Raw genomic sequence first — 21,819 nt, forward strand, 5'->3', positions numbered from 1 at the left:
TCAAAATTTCTGTAGACAAAATCGGGTGATCATGTTCGAAACTAACGCGACTTATAATCAGATTAAAGACATGCGTGAGCGCAGTGAAGCGCTTAGGGGGTATCTTTGACTACGATACCAGGAAAGAACGCTTAGAAGAAGTTACGCGCGAGTTAGAGCAGCCGGAAGTATGGGATGATCCCCCCAAAGCACAAGCGCTGGGTAAAGAGCGCGCCGCGCTCGAACAAGTGATAGAGACTTTAGATACCCTCACACAGGGTCTTGATGATGTCGAAGGCCTGGTTGAGTTGGCGGTTGAAGCCGAAGACGAAGATACGTTTAATGAAGCTGAGGCGGAACTTGCCGAACTGTTAAAAGCGTTGGAAAAGCTTGAATTCAGGCGGATGTTTTCGCGCGATAATGACGATTCCGATTGCTATGTCGATATTCAGTCTGGCTCGGGCGGCACCGAAGCGCAGGACTGGGCGAATATGTTGTTACGCATGTATCTGCGCTGGGCAGAGGCGCACGGTTTTACTACCGAAATAACCGAGTTGTCAGAAGGTGAGGTTGCCGGTATTAAATCAGCCACCGTGCGGATCGCCGGTGAATACGCCTATGGTTGGCTGCGCACGGAAACCGGTGTGCACCGGTTAGTGCGAAAATCACCGTTTGATTCAGGCAATCGTCGCCATACGTCGTTTGCATCGGTATTCGTTTATCCCGAAGTTGACGACGATATCGAAATAGAAATTAATCCGGCGGACCTGCGCATTGATACCTATCGTGCCTCAGGTGCAGGCGGACAGCACGTTAACCGTACCGACTCGGCAGTGCGGATCACGCACGAACCGTCAGGTATTGTGGTGCAGTGTCAGAGTGACCGTTCACAGCATAAAAACCGTGACTCGGCAATGAAGCAGCTAAAAGCGAAATTGTTCGAAATGGAGCTGCAGAAGCAAAATGAAGACAAGCAGGCACTGGAAGATACCAAGTCGGATATTGGCTGGGGCAGTCAAATCCGTTCCTATGTGCTGGATGATGCGCGCATTAAAGATCTGCGCACCGGCGTAGAAAATCGAAATACCCAAGTGGTGCTTGACGGCGCCCTGGATCCATTTATTGAAGCCAGTTTAAAAAGTGGCTTATAAGCGACCGAATAGAGGAAGACAGTATGACAGATAAATCGCAATCACCCGACGTCGACGTAAACGAGCAAATCGCACAGCGAAAAGCGAAACTGACGGCGCTCCGTGATAAGGGCATTGCGTTTCCTAATGATTTTCGTCGCGACTCGCTAGCTAACGATTTACAAGCCGAATACGGCGAGGCAACAAAAGAAGAACTGGAAGCTCAGGGTGTTCGGGTAAAAGTTGCCGGACGCATGATGACCCGTCGTATTATGGGTAAGGCAAGTTTTGCCACGATCCAGGATATGAGTGGTCGTATTCAGTTATATGTTGCGCGGGATAACCTGCCTGAAGGCTACTACAACAGCGAATTTAAAAAATGGGACCTGGGTGACATCGTCGGTGCCAGCGGTACACTGTTTAAAACCAATACCGGTGAGTTGAGTGTGCAGGTGGATGACGTGCGGTTATTGACCAAAGCACTACGACCGTTACCCGATAAGTTCCATGGTCTGGCCGATCAGGAAACACGCTATCGTCAACGCTACCTTGATTTGATTACTAACGAAGCGTCGCGCAATACCTTTGTGGTGCGTTCAAAAGTTATCGAATACATTCGTCGCTTTTTGACGGAGCGTGAGTTTTTAGAAGTTGAAACACCGATGATGCAAACCATCCCCGGCGGCGCTTCTGCGCGTCCGTTTAGCACCCATCATAATGCGCTGGATATGGAATTATTCCTGCGGATTGCACCGGAACTGTATTTAAAACGTTTGGTTGTGGGTGGCTTCGAGAAGGTATTCGAAATTAACCGTAATTTCCGCAACGAAGGTTTATCGACTCGTCATAACCCTGAGTTCACCATGCTGGAGTTCTACTGGGGCTATGCGGATTATCATGATTTGATGGATATCACCGAGCAAATGCTGCGCGGTATCGCCGAGTCTGTGCTGGGCACCACTACTTTCACCAGCCAGGGCGTTGATTACGATTTCGGTAAGGCGTTTGAGCGGATGACGGTACTGGAAGCAATTCTTAAGTACATGCCGGAGCTAACCCCAGAGCAATTACAGAGCCGTGAGTCGGCGGTACAAATTGCCGAAGAGGCGGGTATTGAGGTACAGCCGGGCTGGGGCTTGGGTAAAATTCAAATCGAAATTTTCGAAGAAGTGGCCGAACATAAGTTAATTCAGCCAACGTTTATCACGGCATACCCGGCCGAAGTATCACCGTTGGCACGCCGTAACGATGACGATCCGTTCGTTACCGATCGTTTTGAGTTCTTTGCAGGCGGCCGCGAACTGGCTAACGGTTTCTCGGAGCTTAACGATGCCGAAGATCAGGCGCAGCGTTTCCGTGATCAAGTAGAAGCTAAAGAAGCGGGCGATGACGAAGCGATGTTCTACGACGAAGATTACGTTACGGCGCTGGAGCATGGTATGCCACCAACGGCGGGCGAGGGGATCGGTATCGATCGTCTGGTGATGTTATTAACCGATTCACCATCGATTCGCGACGTGCTGCTGTTCCCGCACATGCGTCCAAAGGCTGACTAAATAAACTTGCTTTAAGGCGCAGCGTGATTGGGGCTTTGGTTTCTGTTGCTGCGTGCAGGGTTTAGGGTAGGCTCGCCAAAGGGTGTTGGAGGCCATGGATGGCCGGAAACAAGCGTACATGGATGTACTTGCAGCGTCCCTTTGGCGAGCCTACCCTGAACACTGCAAAACGCAGCGGCAGAGACCAAAGCCCCCTACATCCAGCCACGCCCTCTATGCCAACGCCGCCAGCACGACAAGCCCAAAACAGCTGATCAAACCAATTACCGAAACCCACTTCGGAATAAAACGCTGCTCACTGCTCACTTTCAATGCCGCGATGTTGGTAATGCCGTAGTAAACCAGTACCGTAAAGGCGCTGAGTGTCCAGGCGGACTCTATACCACCGAGTAGCGCAATAATTGCCATTACGGCAAAGGTTGCCCAGGTGGCTGCGGGGGCGGATTGATTATCGTTGCTCAAATGGGCTAGTGATTGTGGCAAGTCACCGCGGCGACCCATGGCTAACACTACGCGTGACACGCCTAATACCAGGTTCAATACCACGCCACTCATGGCGACTACACCGCCAAGGACGACTAGCCAACGCCAGCTTGGGTCGCTAATGAGATTGGCAATATTGAAGTTACTTTGCTCGAACGATGCGATACCGCCGAGGTGTAAAATTGCCAGTCCGACGGCGATATAAATGGCGCTGACTACGGCCAGGGTTAGGACTACGGCTTTAGGAATATTGCGGCGCGGCTCTGTAATTTCTTCACCCATGGTGGCGATGCGGCCGTAACCGGTGAAGGCGACAAACATGAGTGCGGCGGCGTGGAATAACGACAATGAATCGACTGATACTGTTGCTGAGTTTGTGGTTTTTTGTGCACTAAACGTTGCGATTATAAAGGCTGTCAGACCTGCCAGACTTATCAGCACCAGAACGATATTAAGCCAATTGGTGCGACGTACGCCGGATAAAACAAAGATCGTTAATAGTATTAACAGTCCAACTGCTATGAGATTCACGATCCATGCGCTAAGACCCATTGTCACGCTGATATACCATGCTACCGCCAAAGCTGCGGTGGCGGCTGATGCGCTCTTGGCAATAATGAATAACCAACCTGCAATACGGCCGCTCAGAGGGTTTAAAAAGTGGTAGCCGTATTCGTAGGTTCCGCCGCTGACCGGGTGCGCGGCAGCAAGTTGTGCTGATGACAGGCCATTGCATAGGGCGGTAAAGGCAGCAATTACAATCGCCCACACCAGCAAACTGCCTGCGATGCTGGCGCTCAAACCAACGCTGACATAAGCACCGGTGCCTAGAATTGAGCCTAAGCCAATAACAAGCGCACCACCTAAGCCGGTATTTCTAATAAGTTTAGCTGTCACTCCTAAACCTCGACATGATGTAAAAGTAGCAAGCTGTGAGAATACCTAATGCCTTGATAAATGTCGAAGGAGCCGGTAAGAATATGTATATTCAAAAAAATTCGAAAAAAAACTGGCAAAAAGGCTGATAATCGTTCAAATTTATGTATAGTTGAACACTCACTCAGCAGGACAAGGCCAATATGCATCATATCGAATTTACTACACCATTAGGTCATATGGTGGCCATTGCTGATGATCGTCATTTGACCGGGTTGTATTATCGCGACCAAAAGAATTTACCGGATTTATCAACGTCGAATAAAGCGACCGATCATCCGGTGCTGTTACAGACACGAGAACAGCTGGAACAATACTTTGCCGGAAAACGGCAGCGGTTTAGCTTGCCATTGCGCGTGCAGTCGACGGAATTTCAGTCCGAGGTTTTACAGCAATTGCAAAAAGTCGAGCCTGGAAGAACGTTATCTTACAAAGAAATTGCGGAAAAGATTGGTAAACCCAAAAGCGTGCGGGCAGTTGCTAATGCGATTGCGAGAAACCCTCTGATTATTGTTATTCCGTGTCATCGGGTGATTGGTATTAAAGGCGAGCTGCGCGGTTTTGCTGCGGGTATTGAGCGCAAAAAAGCGTTGCTTGAGCAAGAAGGGTGCAAAGTCGTTTAAGCACAAAAAAATACCGCCATCCGGCGGTATTTTTATAACTAACAGCAACTTATCAATTAATGATCTTCGCCATCAGCGTGCACATGACCGTGCTCTAACTCTTGTTCAGTCGCATCGCGAACTTCGACTACTTCAACGTCAAAGTTAAGGTCAACGCCGGCTAATGGGTGGTTACCATCAACAGTCACTTCGTCATCGTTAACTTCTACGATAACAACAGACTGATCGCCTTGATCGGTGCTGGCGCGGAATTGCATGCCAGGCTGAACTTCGTTCTCACCGAACAAGTTACGCGGTACGGTTTGGATTAAACCGTCGTGACGGTCGCCATAAGCTTCGTCAGGCTTAACTTCTGCGGTGAACTGGTCACCCACGTTTTTGCCTTCTAATGCGTTTTCCAAACCTGGAATCAGCATGCCACGGCCGTGGATGAAAGTCAGAGGATTGCCTTCCTTAGATTGGTCTAAAGTCTGGCCTTCTGCAGTCTTTACTGTGTAGTTGATAGCCACAACTTTGTTAGGGGCAATTGCTTCGCTCATAAATAGTTAACCTAATTGATACGGCAGTGAGTGTATTTCCAGAAGACTATCGTCGTCACCTTTAACCCGAATCGGCGTATCTTGCTCGATATCGCTTGGCAATACCGCCAGCAGGTCAAATGATTGTGGAGAACGGTTCACTGCCATAATGACCGTTCCTGCACGACGCCAGTTATCGCCAACTTTACGCTCCAATTCTGTTGCAGGCTTCACCTCGGCGGCTTTGCCTGACAAACGGAATAACGCACGTTTCTGCTTGCCCAGGTATTTCATCCGGGCAATTGTCTCCTGGCCGATATAACATCCCTTGTTAAAGCTGACTCCGTCCAGTGCCTGAATATTTAACATCTGCGGCACAAATTGCTGACTATTTTCCGCTGTCAGCTGTGGACGAACGCGTTCAATCTCCAATGCATCCCAGTAACTCTGCGGATACTCCGTAGAAATCGTTGTTTGGCTTACAACCAACGCTTGTTTGGGTTGCTCGCCAAGCATTATTACGTATGTATTTTCATTAACATCAGGTAGGGCAATCGATTCACCAAAATGACCACTAATATGCCATTGATCAGTTACGTCGGTTATCTCGACCTGATTAAATACACCGTACTTTTTAAATTGCGCTAATGAACCGCTAATGGCGCTTTTATTCATGATCAATAAAAAGCCTTGCGCGGAACGAACCAACCAGAACACGCTAAACGCTTTGCCGGTGGGGTCGCAATGCGCACCATATAAAAACGGCTGCTCGCTGAGGCGATTAAGATCGCAGGTTAACTGACCCTGCAAAAAACTCTCAGCATCTGCACCAATGAGCTCAATGATACCATAATCATCCAGAGTTGCCGAAATCGCATCGGGCTGTTGTTGGGTAAAAAGCGTATCTAAAGCAATCACGGGCGCTCCTTATTTAACGACTTCATGCTAATATTAGGGCACGAAATTATTTTTCAAGGCGAAATGTGGAGTTGTCATGCTGCCATTCAAACAATCTGAAGATGCATTAAAAGATAAGCGCCGATTAAAGTGGGCCTGTCGCCGAGGTATGCTCGAGTTAGATGTACTTTTTGAACCCTTTGTAGAGCAAGCTTACGATGAGCTTAGCGAGGAAGACAAAGCTATCTTTCGACGCTTGGTTACCTGTGACGATCCCGATTTGTTTGCTTGGTTTATGGGACATAAGGAATGTCCGGATGCGGAGCTAACGAAAATGATCGACTTTATGTTGTCACGGGTCAAAGTTTAGCGTTGTTACGCATTCGCCTGCAAAAACCGCAACGTTTACTGTCTGTATCTGAAGATGGTCACTTGTGGCAAATAAATGACGACACTTATCAGTTATTAGCCCCACCGATTATCTTGTGGCGTTTTGGACTGGTAGTACCGTTAGTTAATGCCGGCGAACGGCAGTGGTTTTGGTTGTGGTGGTTTCAATTATCTGCAGCGCAACTGGCGCAGCTGCGCTGCTTATCGTTAGTTGCCGGGCAGATTTCCGCGCGGCGTTAGCCGGGTAGGCTTAGCTTCCGGCAGTAAGTCGGGATAGTCCAGCGTATAGTGTAATCCACGACTTTCCTTGCGTGCCATCGCACTGTGCACAATAAGTTCAGCCACTTGCACAAGGTTACGTAACTCCAACAGGTTATTGCTTACCCTGAAGTTGGCGTAATAATCATGGATTTCCTGTTGTAACAACTGAATGCGGTGTAAAGCGCGCTCCAGTCGTTTTGTGGTTCGCACAATTCCAACATAGTCCCACATAAAGAGTCTTAATTCGTGCCAGTTATGCTGAATAACGACCTCTTCGTCAGAGTTGCTGACCTTGCTTTCATCCCAGGCGGGTAAAGTGGCCAGAGGAGCCTCGCCGGCCGGTTTAGCTAAAATGTGTTTGGCTGCAGCACGGGCAAATACCAGACATTCCAATAATGAATTGCTGGCCATACGGTTAGCGCCATGCAAGCCGGTGTAAGCGACTTCACCAACCGCGTATAAACCCGGCACGTCAGTCTCGGCATCCAGCGTTGTGGTAACACCACCACAGGTATAATGTGCGGCGGGTACAACAGGCATAGGCTGTTCGCTAATATCAATACCCAGCGACAGACACTTATCAAAAATGGTCGGAAAGTGCTGCTGCAAAAAATCTCTGGATTGATGGGAAATATCCAGATACATGCAATCGGCGCCCAAACGTTTCATTTCGTAGTCAATAGCGCGGGCAACGACATCACGTGGTGCCAGTTCGGCCAATTCATGAAACTCATCCATAAAGCGCGAGCCGTCGGGGCGACGCAATACTGCGCCTTCACCGCGTAATGCTTCGGTTAATAAAAAACTATGCGCGTTTGGATGGTATAAACAAGTCGGGTGAAATTGATTAAATTCCATGTTGGTGACACTGCAGCCGGCACGCCAGGCCATTGCAATACCATCACCGCTGGCCACATCAGGGTTGCTGGTATATTGGTAAACCTTACTGGCACCGCCGGTTGCCAACACAACAAAGCGTGCCGAGGCTGTTTCGACGCGTTCACGGGCGCGGTTCCACAAATAAGCGCCATAACAGCGATGTTCTTTATGCAAGCGCTTACCGGTGATTAAGTCGACCGCATTAAAACGCTCCAGCACCTTAATATTGGGGTGTTGCAGAACTTTTTGCTGTAAAGTTGTTTGCACTGCGCGCCCGGTTGCATCCGCCGCATGCAAAATACGGCGATGGCTGTGTCCGCCTTCGCGATTTAAATGGTACTCTGGCTTGCTATCATCGGTGTTGACACGATCGAAGCCCACACCAGCGTCAATTAGCCATTGCAGGGCATCGCGGGCATTGCGTGTGGTAAACTCTACGGCATGACGTTCGCATAAACCGCCGCCGGCGTTGAGCGTGTCTTCGACGTGGCTTTCGATACTATCGTTTTCGTCAAACACAGCGGCAATGCCGCCCTGAGCATAATAAGTAGAGCCTTCGGTTAACGGACCTTTACTGACGACGATAACGCTAACATGGTCAGCTAGTTGTAATGCGGTGGTTAAACCGGCGGCACCTGACCCAATGATCAAGACATCTGATTGATAATTTGCTGCAGGTTCCATAAAGTACTCATTAAGAATTTTGAATGATTTTACGCATTTGCATAATTATTTGCGAACTTTTTACTAAACGGTCTGTCACAGTTTGTAACAACTACAGCGGGCCGTCAGTTCACGCAGTTCCTTGGCTAGGGAGAACAGGCTCGGATGAGCGAGAAACTTACAGACCAACAACTGGTCGAAAGGGTACAACAAGGAGATAACCGCGCGTTTGACTTGCTGGTAAAAAAGTATCAGCACAAAGTGATGAGCTTGATCTCACGCTATGTCAAACAGCAGGGTGACGTGGCTGATGTAGCACAAGAAGCTTTCATCAAAGCCTACCGCGCGCTCCCTAAGTTTAGGGGTGATAGTGCATTTTATACTTGGTTGTATCGTATTGCGGTCAACACCGCTAAAAATTATTTGGTTGCGCAGGGGCGTAAACCGCCGGCATCTGATGTTGATGCTGAAGACGCCGAGTACTTTGAAGGTGCAGGGGCGCTAAAAGATTCCGCGACACCGGAACGACAGTTGCTAACCGACGAAATTCAGACAGTCGTGTTAAAAGCGATAGAAGAATTGCCTGATGATTTACGGCGAGCAATAACGTTACGGGAAATTGACGGTTTAGGTTACGAAGAAATTGCGATAGAAATGGATTGCCCGATCGGTACAGTTCGCTCTCGGATTTTCAGAGCGCGGGAAGCCATTGATAATCAGTTAAGACCGTTGTTAGAACGGTGATTTACAGAGGGTAAACTATGTCTCAGGACAATCGGTCAACAGACGCTAAGTTGGTAGACGAAACAGAAGCAACATCAGCGTTTTTTGATGAAGAATCAGCTGAGCAGCAATCGATCGACGCTTGGTTAGCCGATGAAGAAACGGCACAGCGTTGGCATCGCTACAGCATTATTAGTAGCGTCATGAAAAGCGATGTGACAGTTTCGGTTGATATCAGTGAACGTGTCAGTGCTGCTGTCGCGGCAGAGGGGCAACACAATAATGTTGTGTCTGTTGCAGCTGCCAGCCGGTCAAAAGCAGCGCGTAAGGCGGCCAGCCGTTGGTATCAGCCTGTCGCAAAAGTTGCAGTTGCAGCCGGAGTTGCTGTGGTCGCTGTAATGACGGTGCAGTCGGTACAATCGCCCGATACCGTGCCGGCAGCGCAGGAACCAGGTTTTATTACGAATCCTCTTGGTGGGCGTCAACCGGTTAGTTATTCGCCGTCAGTAAATTCGGCATCTGCTGGTGCACAAGAACAACAGGACGTGCAGCTAAGACGTCAGGCGCAATCATACCTGATTGATCATCAGCAACAGATTTTATTATTACAAAATGCATCGGAAACTGGCGCGGAAAAAGTCGACAAGGGCGCTAACGATGGCGCAGAGTCAACGCAGCAACACTAGCTTTTAATGAAGAGGGTAAGCGCGTGATAAAAGTAGTCCTCGCCGCACTTGTCACCTGTATTGCTCTCACGGCTCTGCCGGCAGGCGCTCAGGTGGCACCCACTGGCCAACAGGCTGCCACACAAGAAACCGCCGCACAAGAAACCGAAAATAGCGACGGCCAGCGCTGGTTTAACTTGATGTCGAAAGCCCTCAACGAGTTAAACTTTGAAGCCTCTTTTGTTCACGTACAAGGCGACCGGATAGAACCTTATCGCTGGGTTCATGGAATCGATAAACAAGGCCGTCAGTACGAATGGTTAATGCAAATGAACGGCCCGGGTTTTAGGGCGTTACGTATCGATAACGTGGTTTCACATTTTCATCCTGCGTCGACTAGTTACTCATTGCGCTCGCGTTCCATCTCCACCATGATCCCTACAGCTTTCAATCAATCGTTTGAGCAAATATCCGATAACTACCGTGCTGTAGCGGTTGGCGGTGCCCGCATACTGGATCGCAAAGCCCAGCATATTCGCCTTATTAGCAAAGATAACCAGCGCTATGGTTTTTCACTTTGGCTGGACCGTGACAATGGTATGCCGCTTAAAATGCTGATGGTTAACCATGACGGCGAAGTACTGGAGCAATTGCAACTGACCAGTTTGACGTTACGAGACGTAGCCGCCGATACCATTGCAGAATTAAGTCGGGTGGACCGGCCGCCGATGTTAGAAGAATTACAATCCCAACAATCACCGCTGCTAAAACAACAGCCGCGTTGGGCGCCCGCCGGATTTAATTTGCTTAAAGCACAACATCACCGCTTAGTTCTGGAAGGCACTCCGGTTGATCATTATTTATTTTCTGATGGCCTGGCAGAGTATTCTGTCTATATATCAGACCAGACGGTAAGTTCGTCAGGTAAAGCTATTTCAGTAACCGGGCCACATACATTGCATAGTCAACCTGCAGGGCAGTTAATGGTCACGGTAGTGGGTCAAATCCCGTTAGCTGTCGCCAAACAGGTCGCATCTAGCGTACAATAATGCCATGAAAGAAAGAGCTGAAGTCGTTGCTATAGATGGGCAACGCATTACCCTCTCAACACAATTAAAAACGGCTTGTTCTGGCTGTACGCACAACACTACCTGTGGTGCGGGCATCCTGAGCAAGGTGTTTGCCGATCGTAATGCGCGTTTTACCGTCGAAAGTGATTTGCCCGTTAACCTGGGTGATCGTGTTGAAGTGGTCATGGACGAGAGTGATTTTACCCGATATGCGCTGTTGCTTTACGGATTGCCGATTGTCGGGTTGTTACTGATAGCGGCGTTACTGACTCACTTCAGTCCGCTTACTGAGGGGATTGTCATTTTGCTGGCCTTTAGTGGTTTTGGTGCCATCTTTGTGGGATTAAAGCATTGGTTTAGGCAACGTGATGTTAAGGTTCAGCAACTTATCCAAATTAATGTCGCCGCAGCGTAAAAGGCATGGTTAGCGCGTTAAAACATTTGTGCTTTGCGGCAACATCGGTATGATCGACGCTATTTATGGCGCTTGCTCAGCAAGCACATGCAGAATCTTAAGTTTTAGAGGTGTCATCAATGCCGCAAAGGGCGTTTAATCAAAAGAATATTCGTAACTTTTCTATTATTGCGCATATCGACCACGGTAAGTCGACGCTCTCCGACCGACTCATCCAGCATTGTGGTGGATTGACTGACCGCGAAATGGCTGAACAGGTTCTTGACTCAATGGATCTTGAGCGTGAACGTGGCATCACCATCAAAGCGCAAAGTGTAACGCTATATTACACGGCAAAAGACGGCGAGACCTACCAACTTAACTTTATCGATACGCCCGGGCATGTCGATTTTTCCTATGAAGTATCGCGTTCATTGGCAGGCTGTGAAGGTGCGTTGCTAGTGGTGGACGCTGCACAGGGTGTCGAAGCACAAACACTTGCTAATTGTTACACCGCCATTGATATGGACTTAGAAGTTGTTCCGATCCTTAATAAAATCGACTTACCGCAGGCGGATGCCATGGGTGTTGCGCAGGAAATCGAAGATATCGTAGGTATTGAAGCGGTTGATGCGGTGCAATGTTCAGCCAAAACCGGTATCGGCATTGAGGAAGTGTTGGAACGTATCGTTCGGCAGATTCCGCCGCCGCAGGGCGAAGTCGAAAAACCGCTACAGGCACTTATTATTGATTCGTGGTTTGACAATTACCAGGGGGTTGTATCCTTGGTTCGGGTTAAAAACGGAACCCTGAGAGCAGGCGATAAAATGACCGTTATGTCGACCGGACAAACCCACTTAATAGATAAAGTCGGCTATTTTGACCCTAAACCGCACGAGACCGGTATCTTGCACACCGGCGAAGTTGGCTATGTGATTGCCGGCATCAAGGATATTCTTGGTGCGCCGGTGGGCGATACGCTAACCAATAGCAAGAACCCGGCGAAAGAGCCGGTACCAGGGTTTAAAAAAGTAAAACCACAAGTTTATGCAGGCATGTTCCCTATCAGTGCCGATGACTATGAGGGTTTCAGAGATGCCTTGGGTAAATTATCACTCAATGATGCCTCGTTATTTTACGAACCAGAAAACTCAGCAGCACTGGGCTTTGGTTTCCGCTGTGGCTTCCTTGGCATGTTGCACATGGAAATCATCCAGGAACGTCTGGAGCGTGAATATAATATTGACCTAATCACGACGGCGCCTACGGTAGTTTATGAAGTAGAAACCACCAAAGGAGAGATGGTAAAAGTTGATAACCCCGTTAACTTACCGGCGGTCAACGATATCGAAACAATTTATGAGCCCGTGGTAGAAGCGAACATTTTAGTGCCGCAAGAGTTCCTCGGCAACGTGATTACCCTCTGCGTAGACAAGCGGGGCGTACAAACCGCGATGAACTACCACGGTAAACAGGTGTCAGTTACCTATGAGTTGCCGATGGCAGAAGTGGTCATGGACTTTTTTGACCGTTTAAAATCTACCAGCCGCGGTTATGCATCACTGGATTATCAGTTTAAGAAATTTCAGGCAGCCGATATGGTTCGCGTTGATATTTTGATTAACGGTGATCGCGTTGATGCGTTGGCGATGATTACCCACCGCGAACATGCTGAAAGTCGCGGTCGTCTGCTGGTTGATAAGATGAAAGAATTGATTCCGCGGCAAATGTTCGATATCGCGATTCAGGCAACCATTGGTAATCACGTTATCGCGCGCTCAACGGTTAAACAGTTACGTAAGAACGTAACTGCCAAATGTTACGGCGGTGATGTGAGTCGTAAAAAGAAACTGTTACAGAAACAGAAAGAAGGTAAGAAACGCATGAAGAATCTGGGCAATGTCGAGGTTCCTCAGGAGGCTTTTCTGGCAGTGTTAAAAGTCGGAAAATAACGGCCGTCACGATAAAACGGATAAATAAGAGATAACAACAGGGTTGGGCAATGGCCAATTATTTTTCGATTTTATTAACGCTGGTTACGTTAATAGCCGGGCTTTTGTGGCTATTTGATGCATTGGTGCTAAAGCCAAAGCGCAAACAGGGTGAAGCACAAAATACCATTACTGAATTTGGGCAGTCGGTATTTCCGGTACTGGCAGCGGTGTTGGTTTTACGATCTTTTTTGTACGAACCTTTCCAAATACCTTCAGGCTCGATGATGCCGACCTTGCTAAAAGGCGACTTCATTCTGGTAGAAAAGTTTGCCTACGGAGTCAAAGATCCGGTATTTCGCAAGCAAATTATCGAAACCGGCAAACCCGAACGTGGCGATATTGCGGTGTTTAAATATCCGCTGGAGCCGAACGTCGACTATATTAAACGTATAGTGGGGCTACCGGGTGATCGCATTGTTTACCGCGATAAACAACTTTTTATCCAACCACAATGCGGTAATGCCAGTGAATGTCCGCCGTTGGATGTTAAGCGTAACGCGGTAGACGCCGAACAAACCTATTTTTCTGGTGGCGGCTCGTTAAATGTCTATCAGGAAACCCTGGGTGATATTAAGCACAGGATTTTACTGGACCCCCGTGTGCGCTCACGAGTGCCGCTATTTTACGAGCAGCCGGGTACTGACTCCGGCGAATTTATTGTTCCCGAAGGGCACTATTTCGCCATGGGCGACAACCGCGATAACTCGCAGGACAGTCGTTACTGGGGATTCGTACCAGAAGAGTATTTGGTCGGTCGTGCGTTTTTTGTGTGGATGAGTTTTGAAATGGATCGCAGCCCGGATAGCGTGCTGCCACAATGGGTACCGACCGGAGTGCGTTTTGAACGATTGGGGAGTATAGAGTGAGTTTACCAAAACCACCGCTCGAACAACTCGAAAATGTTATAGGTTATCAGTTTGAACAGCGAGAGCTGTTAAAGCAGGCGCTGACCCACCGCAGCGCCCACGCCAACCACAACGAAAGGCTTGAGTTTTTAGGCGACTCAATACTCGGTGTAGTGATTGCCGAAGCCTTATTCCAACGTTTCCCAAACGTTGCGGAAGGGGATTTAAGCCGAATGCGCGCCGCCATCGTTTGTGGCCGCTCGTTGGCAAAACTGGGTCGTAAGAAAGAGGTTGGCGATTACCTTTGGCTTGGCCAGGGTGAATTAAAAAGCGGTGGCTATCGACGTGAGTCGATTTTAGCCGATGCGATGGAAGCTATTATTGGCGCGGTTTACCTTGATAGCGACATGGCTACTGTAAAAACAATGGTATTACAGTGGTTTACCGAACAATTAGAAACCATCAAGCCCGGCGCTAATCAGAAAGACCCTAAGACACGTCTGCAGGAGTGGCTTCAGGCGCGGCAACGTCCGTTACCTGAATATGATGTGGTTGCAACGCAAGGCCAGGCGCATAACCAACAGTTTACGGTGACTTGCCTGGTTGAGGGGCTTGATAAGCCCTTAAAAGGTAGTGGAACCAGTCGCCGCAAGGCCGAACAGGCGGCAGCGACTGCCGCACTAGAGAAATTACAGGAGTCATCATGAATCTTGACGATATGATCAAACAGTCACTGGGCGATGATGGCTTAATTGACGAGAATAAACACAGTGGCTTTGTCGCTATAGTCGGTCGACCTAACGTGGGTAAATCGACCTTACTGAATTATTTGTTAGGACAAAAAATCAGTATTACATCTAACAAGCCACAGACCACGCGCCACAAAATCTTAGGTGTTGATACCGACGGTGATTGCCAGGCCGTTTATGTCGATACACCGGGTATGCACGTAGAAGAAAAACGTGCGATTAATAAAGTGATGAACCAGACTGCTGCGGCTGCCATTAACGACGTCGATCTGATTTTGATGGTAGTAGAAAATACCAAATGGACTGACGACGACAAAATGGTGCTGGAAAAGCTGGCCAGAACTGAGCGCCCGGTGGTGCTGTTAGTCAATAAAGTTGATGAAGTTAAAGACAAATCGAAGTTATTGCCTCATTTACAGTGGCTAAGTGATCAGCGCGAATTCAAAGATATCTTACCGATTTCCGCAAAAAATGGTGACAATATCGACGCGTTACGCAAGGTGGTTAAAGCACACTTGCAACCGGGCTTTCATTTTTATCCCCAGGACTATGTCACCGACAGGTCTGTACGGTTTATGACCGCCGAGATTATTCGCGAAAAATTGATGCGTTTTACCGGCGAGGAATTACCTTACGAGACGACCGTAGAAATTGAACAGTTTGGTAAGTCAGAGCGTGGTACAACGCACATTCATGCGTTGATTTTAGTTGAGCGTCCAGCGCAAAAGCGCATGGTAATTGGCGAAGGCGGCAGTAAATTAAAAACCATTGGCACCGAAGCCCGACGAGACCTGGAAAAACTCCTAAGCAGTAAGGTTAACCTCAAACTGTGGGTGAAAGTTAAATCGGGTTGGTCTGATGACGAGCGAGCGCTGAAAAGTCTGGGTTACCGCGAGGATTAACGGTGCCACAAGCGGCCTATGTTTTGCACCGTCGCGACTATCAGGAGTCCAGTTTACTGGTTGATTTATTAACCGTAAATGAAGGGCGCGTAAGAGTGATAGCCAAGGGCGCTAAACGTAATAAAAATCCCTGGCGAGCGGTATTACAAGCGTTTAATCCTTTGCAGGTAGAATATAGCGGTCGCCATGACTTAAAAACACTCACGCTGGCGGAGTCACCTGGCACGCCGCTTAGCCTCAGCAGCCACTATTTGTATAGTGGCTTTTACTTGAATGAGCTGCTGCAACGCCTGTTGCCGCAGTACGCTGAAGTCTCAGAGTTATTTCTTGCCTATGAGTCAGCGCTAAGCGCACTGGCAAAAAAGCAGGATATAGAAACGGTTTTACGTTGGTTTGAGTGGCAATTACTACAACAATTGGGACATGCATTTGATTGGCGAAGCGAAGCTGAAACTGGCATAACGCTGGATCAGCAGGCGCACTGTTATTTTGATCCCGAGCGTGGCTTTTTGCACGAGAACCCTATGCCCGATGCGACCCCACTGGATACGCAGTTGGTGATGTCGTTAGAGCAACTTAGCCAGCAACCGCTGGTGTCGGATCAGGTGTTAGATCCGGCACAACGCAAATTATGTAAATTAATTATGCGCGAAGCATTGGCAATTCATTTAGGCACTAAGCCCTTGCGCTCGCGAGAACTTTTTAAACGCTAACGCGCTAACAAAGGAGCAGGTAATGAGTAACTTACGCTTAGGCGTGAATATTGACCATATTGCGACATTGCGAAATGCCCGCGGCGTGCGTTACCCCGATCCGGTACATGCAGCGGCGATCGCCGAACAGGCTGGCGCGGATGGCATCACTATCCACCTACGGGAAGATCGTCGGCACATTATGGACCGCGATGTCCGTATGTTGAAACAAACGCTTAACGTACCGATGAACCTGGAAATGGCAGTGACTGACGAGATGTTAGCTATTGCTGAGGAGATTAAACCGCGCTATTGCTGTCTGGTGCCGGAAAAGCGTGAAGAACTTACGACGGAAGGCGGGTTAGATGTTGCTGGACAGCTGAACACGGTGACGGCTGCGGTTGAACGGTTAGCTGCGGCGGGTATCACGGTATCGCTGTTTATTGATGCAAACGAACAACAAATTGATGCGGCAAAGGCTAGCGGCGCACCGCTGATTGAGCTTCACACCGGACAGTACGCTGAAGCTGAAACACTTGTGGAGCAAGCTACAGAACTACGTAAAATAGCCGAAGGCGCTCGTTATGCCGCAGGTTTAGGGCTACAGGTTAATGCCGGCCATGGCTTGCACTACCATAACACCCTTGAAATTGCGCAAATCGCAGAGATTGAAGAGCTAAACATTGGTCATGCAATTATAGCCCGTGCGGTGCTAGTCGGGTTGGAAACCGCAGTCCGTGATATGAAAAATATTTTAAACAAGGCGCGTTAATGGCAATTTTTGGCATCGGTACGGATATCGTTGAAGTGGCAAGGATCCAAAACTCATTGAGTCGTGGGCAACAGTTGGCAAAACGTGTTTTAACACCGCTTGAACTGGATGAAATGCAAGGTGATGCCAGTCCGGATCACTTTCTGGCAAAACGCTTCGCAGCAAAAGAAGCGTGCGCGAAAGCTTTTGGCAAAGGCATCGCTGAAGGGCTGTCGTTTCAGGATATGCAAGTAACACACGACGAATGGGGCAAACCCGAGTGGATTTTTAGTGGTACTGCCGCGCAGTGGTTTGATGAGCTCAACTTAACTGCGGCATTTCTGAGCATCAGTGATGAAACGCGATATGCAGTCGCGACGGTTGTGCTCGAGCGTTAGGTTAACCAATGGTTCAATTTTTTAAAGCCAGTAAAAAAAACGATAAACAACCTCGTAAAGGTATTGTTGCTGCGCTCGACCACCAATTACAGGGCGTCGTTAGAGAGCACAATGGCGGCACCCGTTTTGTTGCAGGGGCATTGCCCGGCGAACAGATTACCTATAAGCCGCTGAGTAAGTTCAGCGCTGAATTATTATCGGTAAAATCGGTCTCGACTGAGCGTATCGAGCCGCCATGCCCTTATTATCAAGCGTGTGGCGGATGCGACGTACAACACCTGAATGAGTCAAACCAGCAGACTTATAAACAAGCCGCGGTGGCCGGATTATTGCAGAAATTCGCCCAAACCGAACAGTTATCATGGCAGCCGACCTTAATGGCCGACGCATGGGGCTACCGACGCAAAGCGCGCCTGGCGACCTTTTGGGATGGCAAGCGGCAGCATCTGAGGCTTGGTTTTAGAGCGGCGAAGAGTAAACAAATAACCGAAATTGCGAACTGTCCGGTGTTGCGACCCTCGTTATCGGCATTAATTGAGCCGCTACGACAGCTTATATTCAATACAGGACTTGGGCGAACTCTGGGGCATGTTGAGTTAATTCAGGCCAATGTTGTGCACGTGGTTTTGCGGGTGCTCAAGCCTTTATCGGCGCAACAAAAGCAAGAACTGACAGCTTTCGCCGAACAACACTCGCTGGCGTTCTGGTTGCAGGACGATAACTCGGTAGCATCGGTTACGACAGCAAAGGAATGTAATGACGCTTTCTGTTATGACCAAAGCATTGATGGTGACCGATTATATTTCACCCCGGGTGACTTTATTCAGGTAAATGCCGACGTTAACGAACAAATGGTGCGGCAGGCACTAGCGTGGCTTGCGCCGGAGTCTGATGCGGTGGTGCTGGATTTGTTTGCCGGCGTGGGGAATTTTTCATTGCCACTGGCACGGCGCGTAAAACAGGTTATTGCCATCGAGGGGGTTGCGGGCATGAGCCAACAACTGGCCGCTAATGCCCAAGCAGCAGGTTGTGATAACCTGATTGCCGAAACCCAAGACTTGAGTCAGATTGGTGCTAAAAAGCTGGCTTCCTATAACGCGACTCACTGGCTGTTAGATCCGGCCCGTGCCGGTGCTGATAAAATTGTCGAGCAGTTAGGCCAATTGCCTGAGCAGCGCAAGCCCAAGCGCATTGTCTATGTGTCTTGTGCGCCGGATACGCTGGCCCGAGACAGTAAGTGTATTTTAGCTGCCGGCTACCGGCTTAAACAGCTCGGTTTAGTTGACATGTTCCCGCAAACCCATCACATTGAAACCATGGTGTGTTTCGAAAGAGTGGCGTAGACAATGGTCCATGTACGCAGTACCCACGTGGATGACCCCAATTACAATGATGACCAACAACATTGGTTGCACGATGTTGCCCAGCCCGAGGTAGTGAAGCAGCACGCAGCCGAGCTTGCTAAAGCTCACCCAAAGCATGCCCAGGCACTGCTCAAGGGCAAGGAAATGGTCGAAATTCTGGCGCCGCTCAACCTTGACACCGAATCACTGGTCGCCTCGCTATATGCACCGCTAATCGAAGCCGGTGCGATTAATCTAGATAAATTGCCGGACGACACATCTAAAACGCTGCGCGTGTTATTGCAGAACGTTCACCAGATGCAAAGTATTTCTGATTTACAGCACTTTCAGCATGGTCAACCGGATGGTAACCAGATCGATAACGTGCGACGCATGTTGTTATCCATGGTGGAAGACGTCCGCGCTGTACTCATCAAGTTAGCTGAGCGTATCTGTTACCTACGTGAGGTTAAAAATGCCGACGAAGAAACACGGGTGTTGGCAGCTAAAGAGTGCGCTGAAATCTATGCGCCGCTGGCAAACCGCTTAGGCATTGGGCAGTTAAAGTGGGAGCTGGAAGATATCTCGTTCCGCTACCTGCATCCACAAACCTATAAAGCGTTAGCAAAACAGTTAGATGAACGCCGCCTGGATCGTGAAAATTACATCAGCGCCTTTGTCGAAGAATTACAGCAACTGTTACGCGAACAAGATATCGATGCAGAGGTTTATGGCAGGCCAAAACATATTTACTCGATTTGGCGCAAAATGCAGAAAAAGCATCTGCAGTTTGATCAATTATTTGATATCCGCGCGGTGCGCATCCTGACCGATTCGTTAAAAGATTGCTATGGTGCATTAGGCGTCGTACACACGCGGTGGCGGCATTTAGCGTCTGAGTTTGACGACTACGTTGCTACCCCTAAACCGAACGGTTATCAGTCGATACATACCGTGGTGGTGGGGCCGGACAATAAAAACGTCGAGATTCAAATTCGCAGTCACGATATGCATGATGACGCGGAACTGGGCGTTGCTGCGCACTGGATGTATAAAGAAGGTGCCAGTGCCGGTAAACGTCATGGTTTTGAAGAAAAAATTTCCTGGTTGCGGAAGCTACTGGCCTGGCACGAAGACATGGCGGGCAGCGACTCGTTGGTTGATGAAATTCGCTCGCAAGTTTTTGAAGATCGGGTTTACGTATTTACCCCCAAGGGCGAGGTGGTCGACTTGCCGGCGGGCTCAACGCCACTGGACTTTGCTTATTACATTCATAGCCAGGTTGGTCACCGTTGCGTGGGCGCAAAAGTGGATGGACGGATTGTGCCGTTTACCTATCAGTTGCAAAACGGTAACCGCGTTGAAATCCTTACCCAGAAAACCGCCAAACCGCGCCGCGATTGGCTTAACCCGCAAATGGGCTATCTGCACTCGGCACGGGCACGGGCTAAGGTACACACTTACTTTAAAAAGCAGGACCGCGACAAGAATATAATCGCGGGTCGTGAACTGCTGGAAAACGAATTACATAAACACAACCTGCCACTAAGCAAAGCGAGCGATGCGCTGGAGCGTTTTAACGTGAGTTCGCTGGATGATCTGTTAGCAGCAATCGGTGCCGGCGATGTGCGTTTGCATCAGGTGGTTAACTTTTTAAAACCGCAAACCAGTGATGCCGAAAAAGTCGAACAGCTTAAGAAGCGGGCAAAGGTCAATAAACGTAAAGTCGGTGGTACCTCAGAAGTAGTGGTTGAGGGTATCGGTAACCTGATGATGCAGTTTGCTAAATGCTGCGAACCACTGCCGGGTGAGCCCATTATGGGCTTTATCACTCAGGGGCGGGGCGTCTCTGTACACCGCCGCGACTGTGAACAGCTTGCGAACTTGTTGCATCAACATCCGCAGCGCGCTATTGAGGTTAACTGGTCACGGGAAACCAAGCAGGATTACCGTGCCGGTATTCGTATTTCTGCATTGGATCGTAACAGCTTATTGCATGACATCACCAGCGTATTATCAAACGAAAAAGCCGCTGTTTTACAAATGGATAGTGACGCGGATGGTACCTCACAAACCGCGACTATCGTGCTGCAGGTGGCGGTAAAGGATAGTGAAAGTCTGCAGCGTATTAGTCAGCGCTTGCGACAAATTAATGGTGTTGAACAAGTACAACGGGTGTAAGGTTTTATAAATGAGTGAATTTAATGGTGTCGCCGAATTAACAGAAGTCATGCGTCGGTTGCGCGACCCCGAGGGTGGCTGCCCCTGGGATTTAAAGCAAAACTTTGAGTCACTGCTGCCTTACACCATAGAAGAAACCTACGAAGTGGTTGATGCGATTCAATCGGGTGACATGGCCGCGATAAAGGACGAGCTCGGTGACTTGCTGTTCCAGGTGGTGTTTTATGCACAGCTGGCGAAAGAGCAGGGCGACTTTATGTTTGACGACATTGCCGCACATACCGCCAATAAGTTGATTAGCCGCCACCCTCATGTATTTGGCAGTGATGCCGAACGCAACTTGTCCGATGCTGAAATTAAAGCCCAATGGGAACAAATAAAGCAGCAAGAGCGTACAGAGAAAAATGCCCGTGGCTCTGTGTTTGACGACATACCCAGTCAGTTGCCGAGCATTTTAAAAGCCGCCAAACTGCAAAAGCGTGCGGCTTCGGTGGGTTTCGACTGGCCAGAAGCCGAGCCGGTATACGACAAAATTGAAGAGGAAATACAAGAAGTAAAAGAGGCGACAGACCAAGAGCACATCGAAGAAGAAATTGGCGACTTACTGTTCGCTGTTGTTAACCTCGCACGCCACAAACAAGTGAACCCAGAAGCAGCTCTGCAACGCGCTAACGAAAAATTCAAAAGCCGCTTCCAAAACATAGAGCAACGTCTAAGCGAGCGAGACAAGCATCCCACTGACTGCAATTTAGATGAGCTCGAAGCTTTGTGGCAACAGGCTAAGAAGGCTTGACTGA

General features: G+C 48.9%; 23 protein-coding genes. 19 read left to right on the forward strand and 4 right to left on the reverse strand.

The features are described from left to right. Window positions 1-31: 31 nt before the first annotated feature. Together prfB and lysS are read left to right on the forward strand one after the other, a co-directional pair. Window positions 32-1,130 (forward strand): peptide chain release factor 2 gene (gene prfB, locus DEU29_RS00140; RefSeq protein ID WP_133538173.1). Its coding sequence is split into 2 segments (ribosomal slippage): window positions 32-106 and window positions 108-1,130, totalling 1,098 coding nucleotides; the frame shifts between segments, so codons are not numbered across the junction. 23 nt (window positions 1,131-1,153) lie between these two features. Then, window positions 1,154-2,665 carry a lysine--tRNA ligase gene (gene lysS, locus DEU29_RS00145; RefSeq protein WP_133538174.1) on the forward strand — a complete coding sequence of 504 codons (1,512 nt, stop codon included), beginning with the start codon at window positions 1,154-1,156 and terminating at the stop codon, window positions 2,663-2,665. Window positions 2,666-2,878: 213 nt separating this feature from the next. Here lysS and DEU29_RS00150 read toward each other — a convergent pair whose 3' ends face one another. Next, the gene (locus DEU29_RS00150) at window positions 2,879-4,045 is read right to left on the reverse strand and encodes an APC family permease (RefSeq protein ID WP_133538175.1); all 1,167 of its coding nucleotides are present in this window, start codon (window positions 4,043-4,045) and stop codon (window positions 2,879-2,881) included. A gap of 182 nt (window positions 4,046-4,227) precedes the next feature. Here DEU29_RS00150 and DEU29_RS00155 point away from each other — a divergent pair, with 182 nt between their 5' ends. Beyond that, window positions 4,228-4,707: a methylated-DNA--[protein]-cysteine S-methyltransferase gene (locus DEU29_RS00155; protein ID WP_133538176.1), complete on the forward strand. Its 480-nt coding sequence runs from the start codon at window positions 4,228-4,230 to the stop codon at window positions 4,705-4,707. A 56-nt stretch (window positions 4,708-4,763) separates the two neighbouring features. On the opposite strand, the gene DEU29_RS00160 is transcribed toward DEU29_RS00155, so the two are convergent. After that, complete coding sequence (locus DEU29_RS00160; RefSeq protein WP_133538177.1) at window positions 4,764-5,246, reverse strand: FKBP-type peptidyl-prolyl cis-trans isomerase; 483 nt, start codon at window positions 5,244-5,246, stop codon at window positions 4,764-4,766. Between the two features lie 6 nt (window positions 5,247-5,252). Then, entirely contained in the window at window positions 5,253-6,143 is an 891-nt protein-coding gene (locus tag DEU29_RS00165; RefSeq protein WP_133538178.1) for a YgfZ/GcvT domain-containing protein, read from the reverse strand. Window positions 6,144-6,219: 76 nt separating this feature from the next. Between DEU29_RS00165 and DEU29_RS00170 the strand changes: the two genes are divergently transcribed. Further along, window positions 6,220-6,492 carry a succinate dehydrogenase assembly factor 2 gene (locus DEU29_RS00170; RefSeq protein ID WP_133538179.1) on the forward strand — a complete coding sequence of 91 codons (273 nt, stop codon included), beginning with the start codon at window positions 6,220-6,222 and terminating at the stop codon, window positions 6,490-6,492. A 2-nt stretch (window positions 6,493-6,494) separates the two neighbouring features. Next, window positions 6,495-6,752, forward strand: coding sequence for a hypothetical protein (locus DEU29_RS00175; protein ID WP_133538180.1), 258 nt, complete (start codon window positions 6,495-6,497; stop codon window positions 6,750-6,752). On the opposite strand, the gene nadB is transcribed toward DEU29_RS00175, so the two are convergent. Continuing rightward, a complete protein-coding gene (gene nadB / locus DEU29_RS00180; RefSeq protein ID WP_133538181.1) occupies window positions 6,720-8,336 on the reverse strand; it encodes an L-aspartate oxidase in 1,617 nt (538 codons plus the stop codon). The two genes, DEU29_RS00175 and nadB, sit on opposite strands and share 33 nt — an antisense overlap. Window positions 8,337-8,480: 144 nt before the next feature. On the opposite strand from nadB, the gene rpoE reads away from it, so the two are divergent. The 14 genes from rpoE to mazG all read left to right on the forward strand — a co-directional run bounded on the left by rpoE (window position 8,481) and on the right by mazG (window position 21,815). After that, window positions 8,481-9,059: an RNA polymerase sigma factor RpoE gene (rpoE, locus tag DEU29_RS00185; RefSeq protein WP_133538182.1), complete on the forward strand. Its 579-nt coding sequence runs from the start codon at window positions 8,481-8,483 to the stop codon at window positions 9,057-9,059. A gap of 17 nt (window positions 9,060-9,076) precedes the next feature. After that, entirely contained in the window at window positions 9,077-9,724 is a 648-nt protein-coding gene (locus tag DEU29_RS00190) for a sigma-E factor negative regulatory protein (protein WP_133538183.1), read from the forward strand. Between the two features lie 23 nt (window positions 9,725-9,747). Beyond that, window positions 9,748-10,752, forward strand: a complete 1,005-nt coding sequence (locus DEU29_RS00195) for a MucB/RseB C-terminal domain-containing protein (RefSeq protein ID WP_133538184.1) — start codon at window positions 9,748-9,750, stop codon at window positions 10,750-10,752. A 4-nt stretch (window positions 10,753-10,756) separates the two neighbouring features. Then, a complete protein-coding gene (locus DEU29_RS00200; protein ID WP_133538185.1) occupies window positions 10,757-11,188 on the forward strand; it encodes a SoxR reducing system RseC family protein in 432 nt (143 codons plus the stop codon). Between the two features lie 119 nt (window positions 11,189-11,307). Further along, window positions 11,308-13,119, forward strand: coding sequence for a translation elongation factor 4 (lepA, locus tag DEU29_RS00205; RefSeq protein ID WP_133538186.1), 1,812 nt, complete (start codon window positions 11,308-11,310; stop codon window positions 13,117-13,119). Window positions 13,120-13,169: 50 nt separating this feature from the next. Further along, on the forward strand, window positions 13,170-14,027 hold the full coding sequence (lepB, locus tag DEU29_RS00210; RefSeq protein WP_133538187.1) for a signal peptidase I: 858 nt from the start codon (window positions 13,170-13,172) through the stop codon (window positions 14,025-14,027). Beyond that, complete coding sequence (rnc, locus tag DEU29_RS00215; protein WP_133538188.1) at window positions 14,024-14,713, forward strand: ribonuclease III; 690 nt, start codon at window positions 14,024-14,026, stop codon at window positions 14,711-14,713. The genes lepB and rnc overlap by 4 nt, the downstream gene beginning before the upstream one ends. Further along, window positions 14,710-15,657: a GTPase Era gene (gene era, locus DEU29_RS00220; RefSeq protein WP_133538189.1), complete on the forward strand. Its 948-nt coding sequence runs from the start codon at window positions 14,710-14,712 to the stop codon at window positions 15,655-15,657. The genes rnc and era overlap by 4 nt, the downstream gene beginning before the upstream one ends. Before the next feature lie 2 nt (window positions 15,658-15,659). Beyond that, the gene (gene recO, locus DEU29_RS00225) at window positions 15,660-16,370 is read left to right on the forward strand and encodes a DNA repair protein RecO (RefSeq protein ID WP_133538190.1); all 711 of its coding nucleotides are present in this window, start codon (window positions 15,660-15,662) and stop codon (window positions 16,368-16,370) included. A 22-nt stretch (window positions 16,371-16,392) separates the two neighbouring features. After that, window positions 16,393-17,121: a pyridoxine 5'-phosphate synthase gene (gene pdxJ, locus DEU29_RS00230; RefSeq protein WP_133538191.1), complete on the forward strand. Its 729-nt coding sequence runs from the start codon at window positions 16,393-16,395 to the stop codon at window positions 17,119-17,121. After that, the gene (gene acpS, locus DEU29_RS00235; protein WP_133538192.1) at window positions 17,121-17,498 is read left to right on the forward strand and encodes a holo-ACP synthase; all 378 of its coding nucleotides are present in this window, start codon (window positions 17,121-17,123) and stop codon (window positions 17,496-17,498) included. The genes pdxJ and acpS overlap by 1 nt, the downstream gene beginning before the upstream one ends. 8 nt (window positions 17,499-17,506) lie before the next feature. Beyond that, complete coding sequence (rlmD, locus tag DEU29_RS00240) at window positions 17,507-18,841, forward strand: 23S rRNA (uracil(1939)-C(5))-methyltransferase RlmD (RefSeq protein ID WP_133538193.1); 1,335 nt, start codon at window positions 17,507-17,509, stop codon at window positions 18,839-18,841. Between the two features lie 3 nt (window positions 18,842-18,844). Continuing rightward, window positions 18,845-21,022, forward strand: coding sequence for a GTP diphosphokinase (gene relA, locus DEU29_RS00245; RefSeq protein WP_133538194.1), 2,178 nt, complete (start codon window positions 18,845-18,847; stop codon window positions 21,020-21,022). A 10-nt stretch (window positions 21,023-21,032) separates the two neighbouring features. Beyond that, the gene (gene mazG, locus DEU29_RS00250; protein WP_133538195.1) at window positions 21,033-21,815 is read left to right on the forward strand and encodes a nucleoside triphosphate pyrophosphohydrolase; all 783 of its coding nucleotides are present in this window, start codon (window positions 21,033-21,035) and stop codon (window positions 21,813-21,815) included. The last annotated feature ends 4 nt before the right edge of the window (window positions 21,816-21,819 follow it).

The sequence above is a fragment of the Idiomarina aquatica genome (assembly GCF_004362895.1).
Taxonomy (GTDB): Bacteria; Pseudomonadota; Gammaproteobacteria; order Enterobacterales; family Alteromonadaceae; genus Idiomarina.

Coding starts and splice junctions, on each gene's coding strand:
- DEU29_RS00160 (WP_133538177.1), bottom strand. CDS start 5,246: ATGAGCGAAGCAATTGCCCCTAACAAAGTTGTGGCTATCAACTACACA.
- DEU29_RS00155 (WP_133538176.1), top strand. CDS start 4,228: ATGCATCATATCGAATTTACTACACCATTAGGTCATATGGTGGCCATT.
- acpS (WP_133538192.1), top strand. CDS start 17,121: ATGGCAATTTTTGGCATCGGTACGGATATCGTTGAAGTGGCAAGGATC.
- DEU29_RS00190 (WP_133538183.1), top strand. CDS start 9,077: ATGTCTCAGGACAATCGGTCAACAGACGCTAAGTTGGTAGACGAAACA.
- relA (WP_133538194.1), top strand. CDS start 18,845: ATGGTCCATGTACGCAGTACCCACGTGGATGACCCCAATTACAATGAT.
- DEU29_RS00170 (WP_133538179.1), top strand. CDS start 6,220: ATGCTGCCATTCAAACAATCTGAAGATGCATTAAAAGATAAGCGCCGA.
- lysS (WP_133538174.1), top strand. CDS start 1,154: ATGACAGATAAATCGCAATCACCCGACGTCGACGTAAACGAGCAAATC.
- era (WP_133538189.1), top strand. CDS start 14,710: ATGAATCTTGACGATATGATCAAACAGTCACTGGGCGATGATGGCTTA.
- pdxJ (WP_133538191.1), top strand. CDS start 16,393: ATGAGTAACTTACGCTTAGGCGTGAATATTGACCATATTGCGACATTG.
- lepA (WP_133538186.1), top strand. CDS start 11,308: ATGCCGCAAAGGGCGTTTAATCAAAAGAATATTCGTAACTTTTCTATT.
- mazG (WP_133538195.1), top strand. CDS start 21,033: ATGAGTGAATTTAATGGTGTCGCCGAATTAACAGAAGTCATGCGTCGG.
- DEU29_RS00200 (WP_133538185.1), top strand. CDS start 10,757: ATGAAAGAAAGAGCTGAAGTCGTTGCTATAGATGGGCAACGCATTACC.
- rpoE (WP_133538182.1), top strand. CDS start 8,481: ATGAGCGAGAAACTTACAGACCAACAACTGGTCGAAAGGGTACAACAA.
- nadB (WP_133538181.1), bottom strand. CDS start 8,336: ATGGAACCTGCAGCAAATTATCAATCAGATGTCTTGATCATTGGGTCA.
- lepB (WP_133538187.1), top strand. CDS start 13,170: ATGGCCAATTATTTTTCGATTTTATTAACGCTGGTTACGTTAATAGCC.
- rlmD (WP_133538193.1), top strand. CDS start 17,507: ATGGTTCAATTTTTTAAAGCCAGTAAAAAAAACGATAAACAACCTCGT.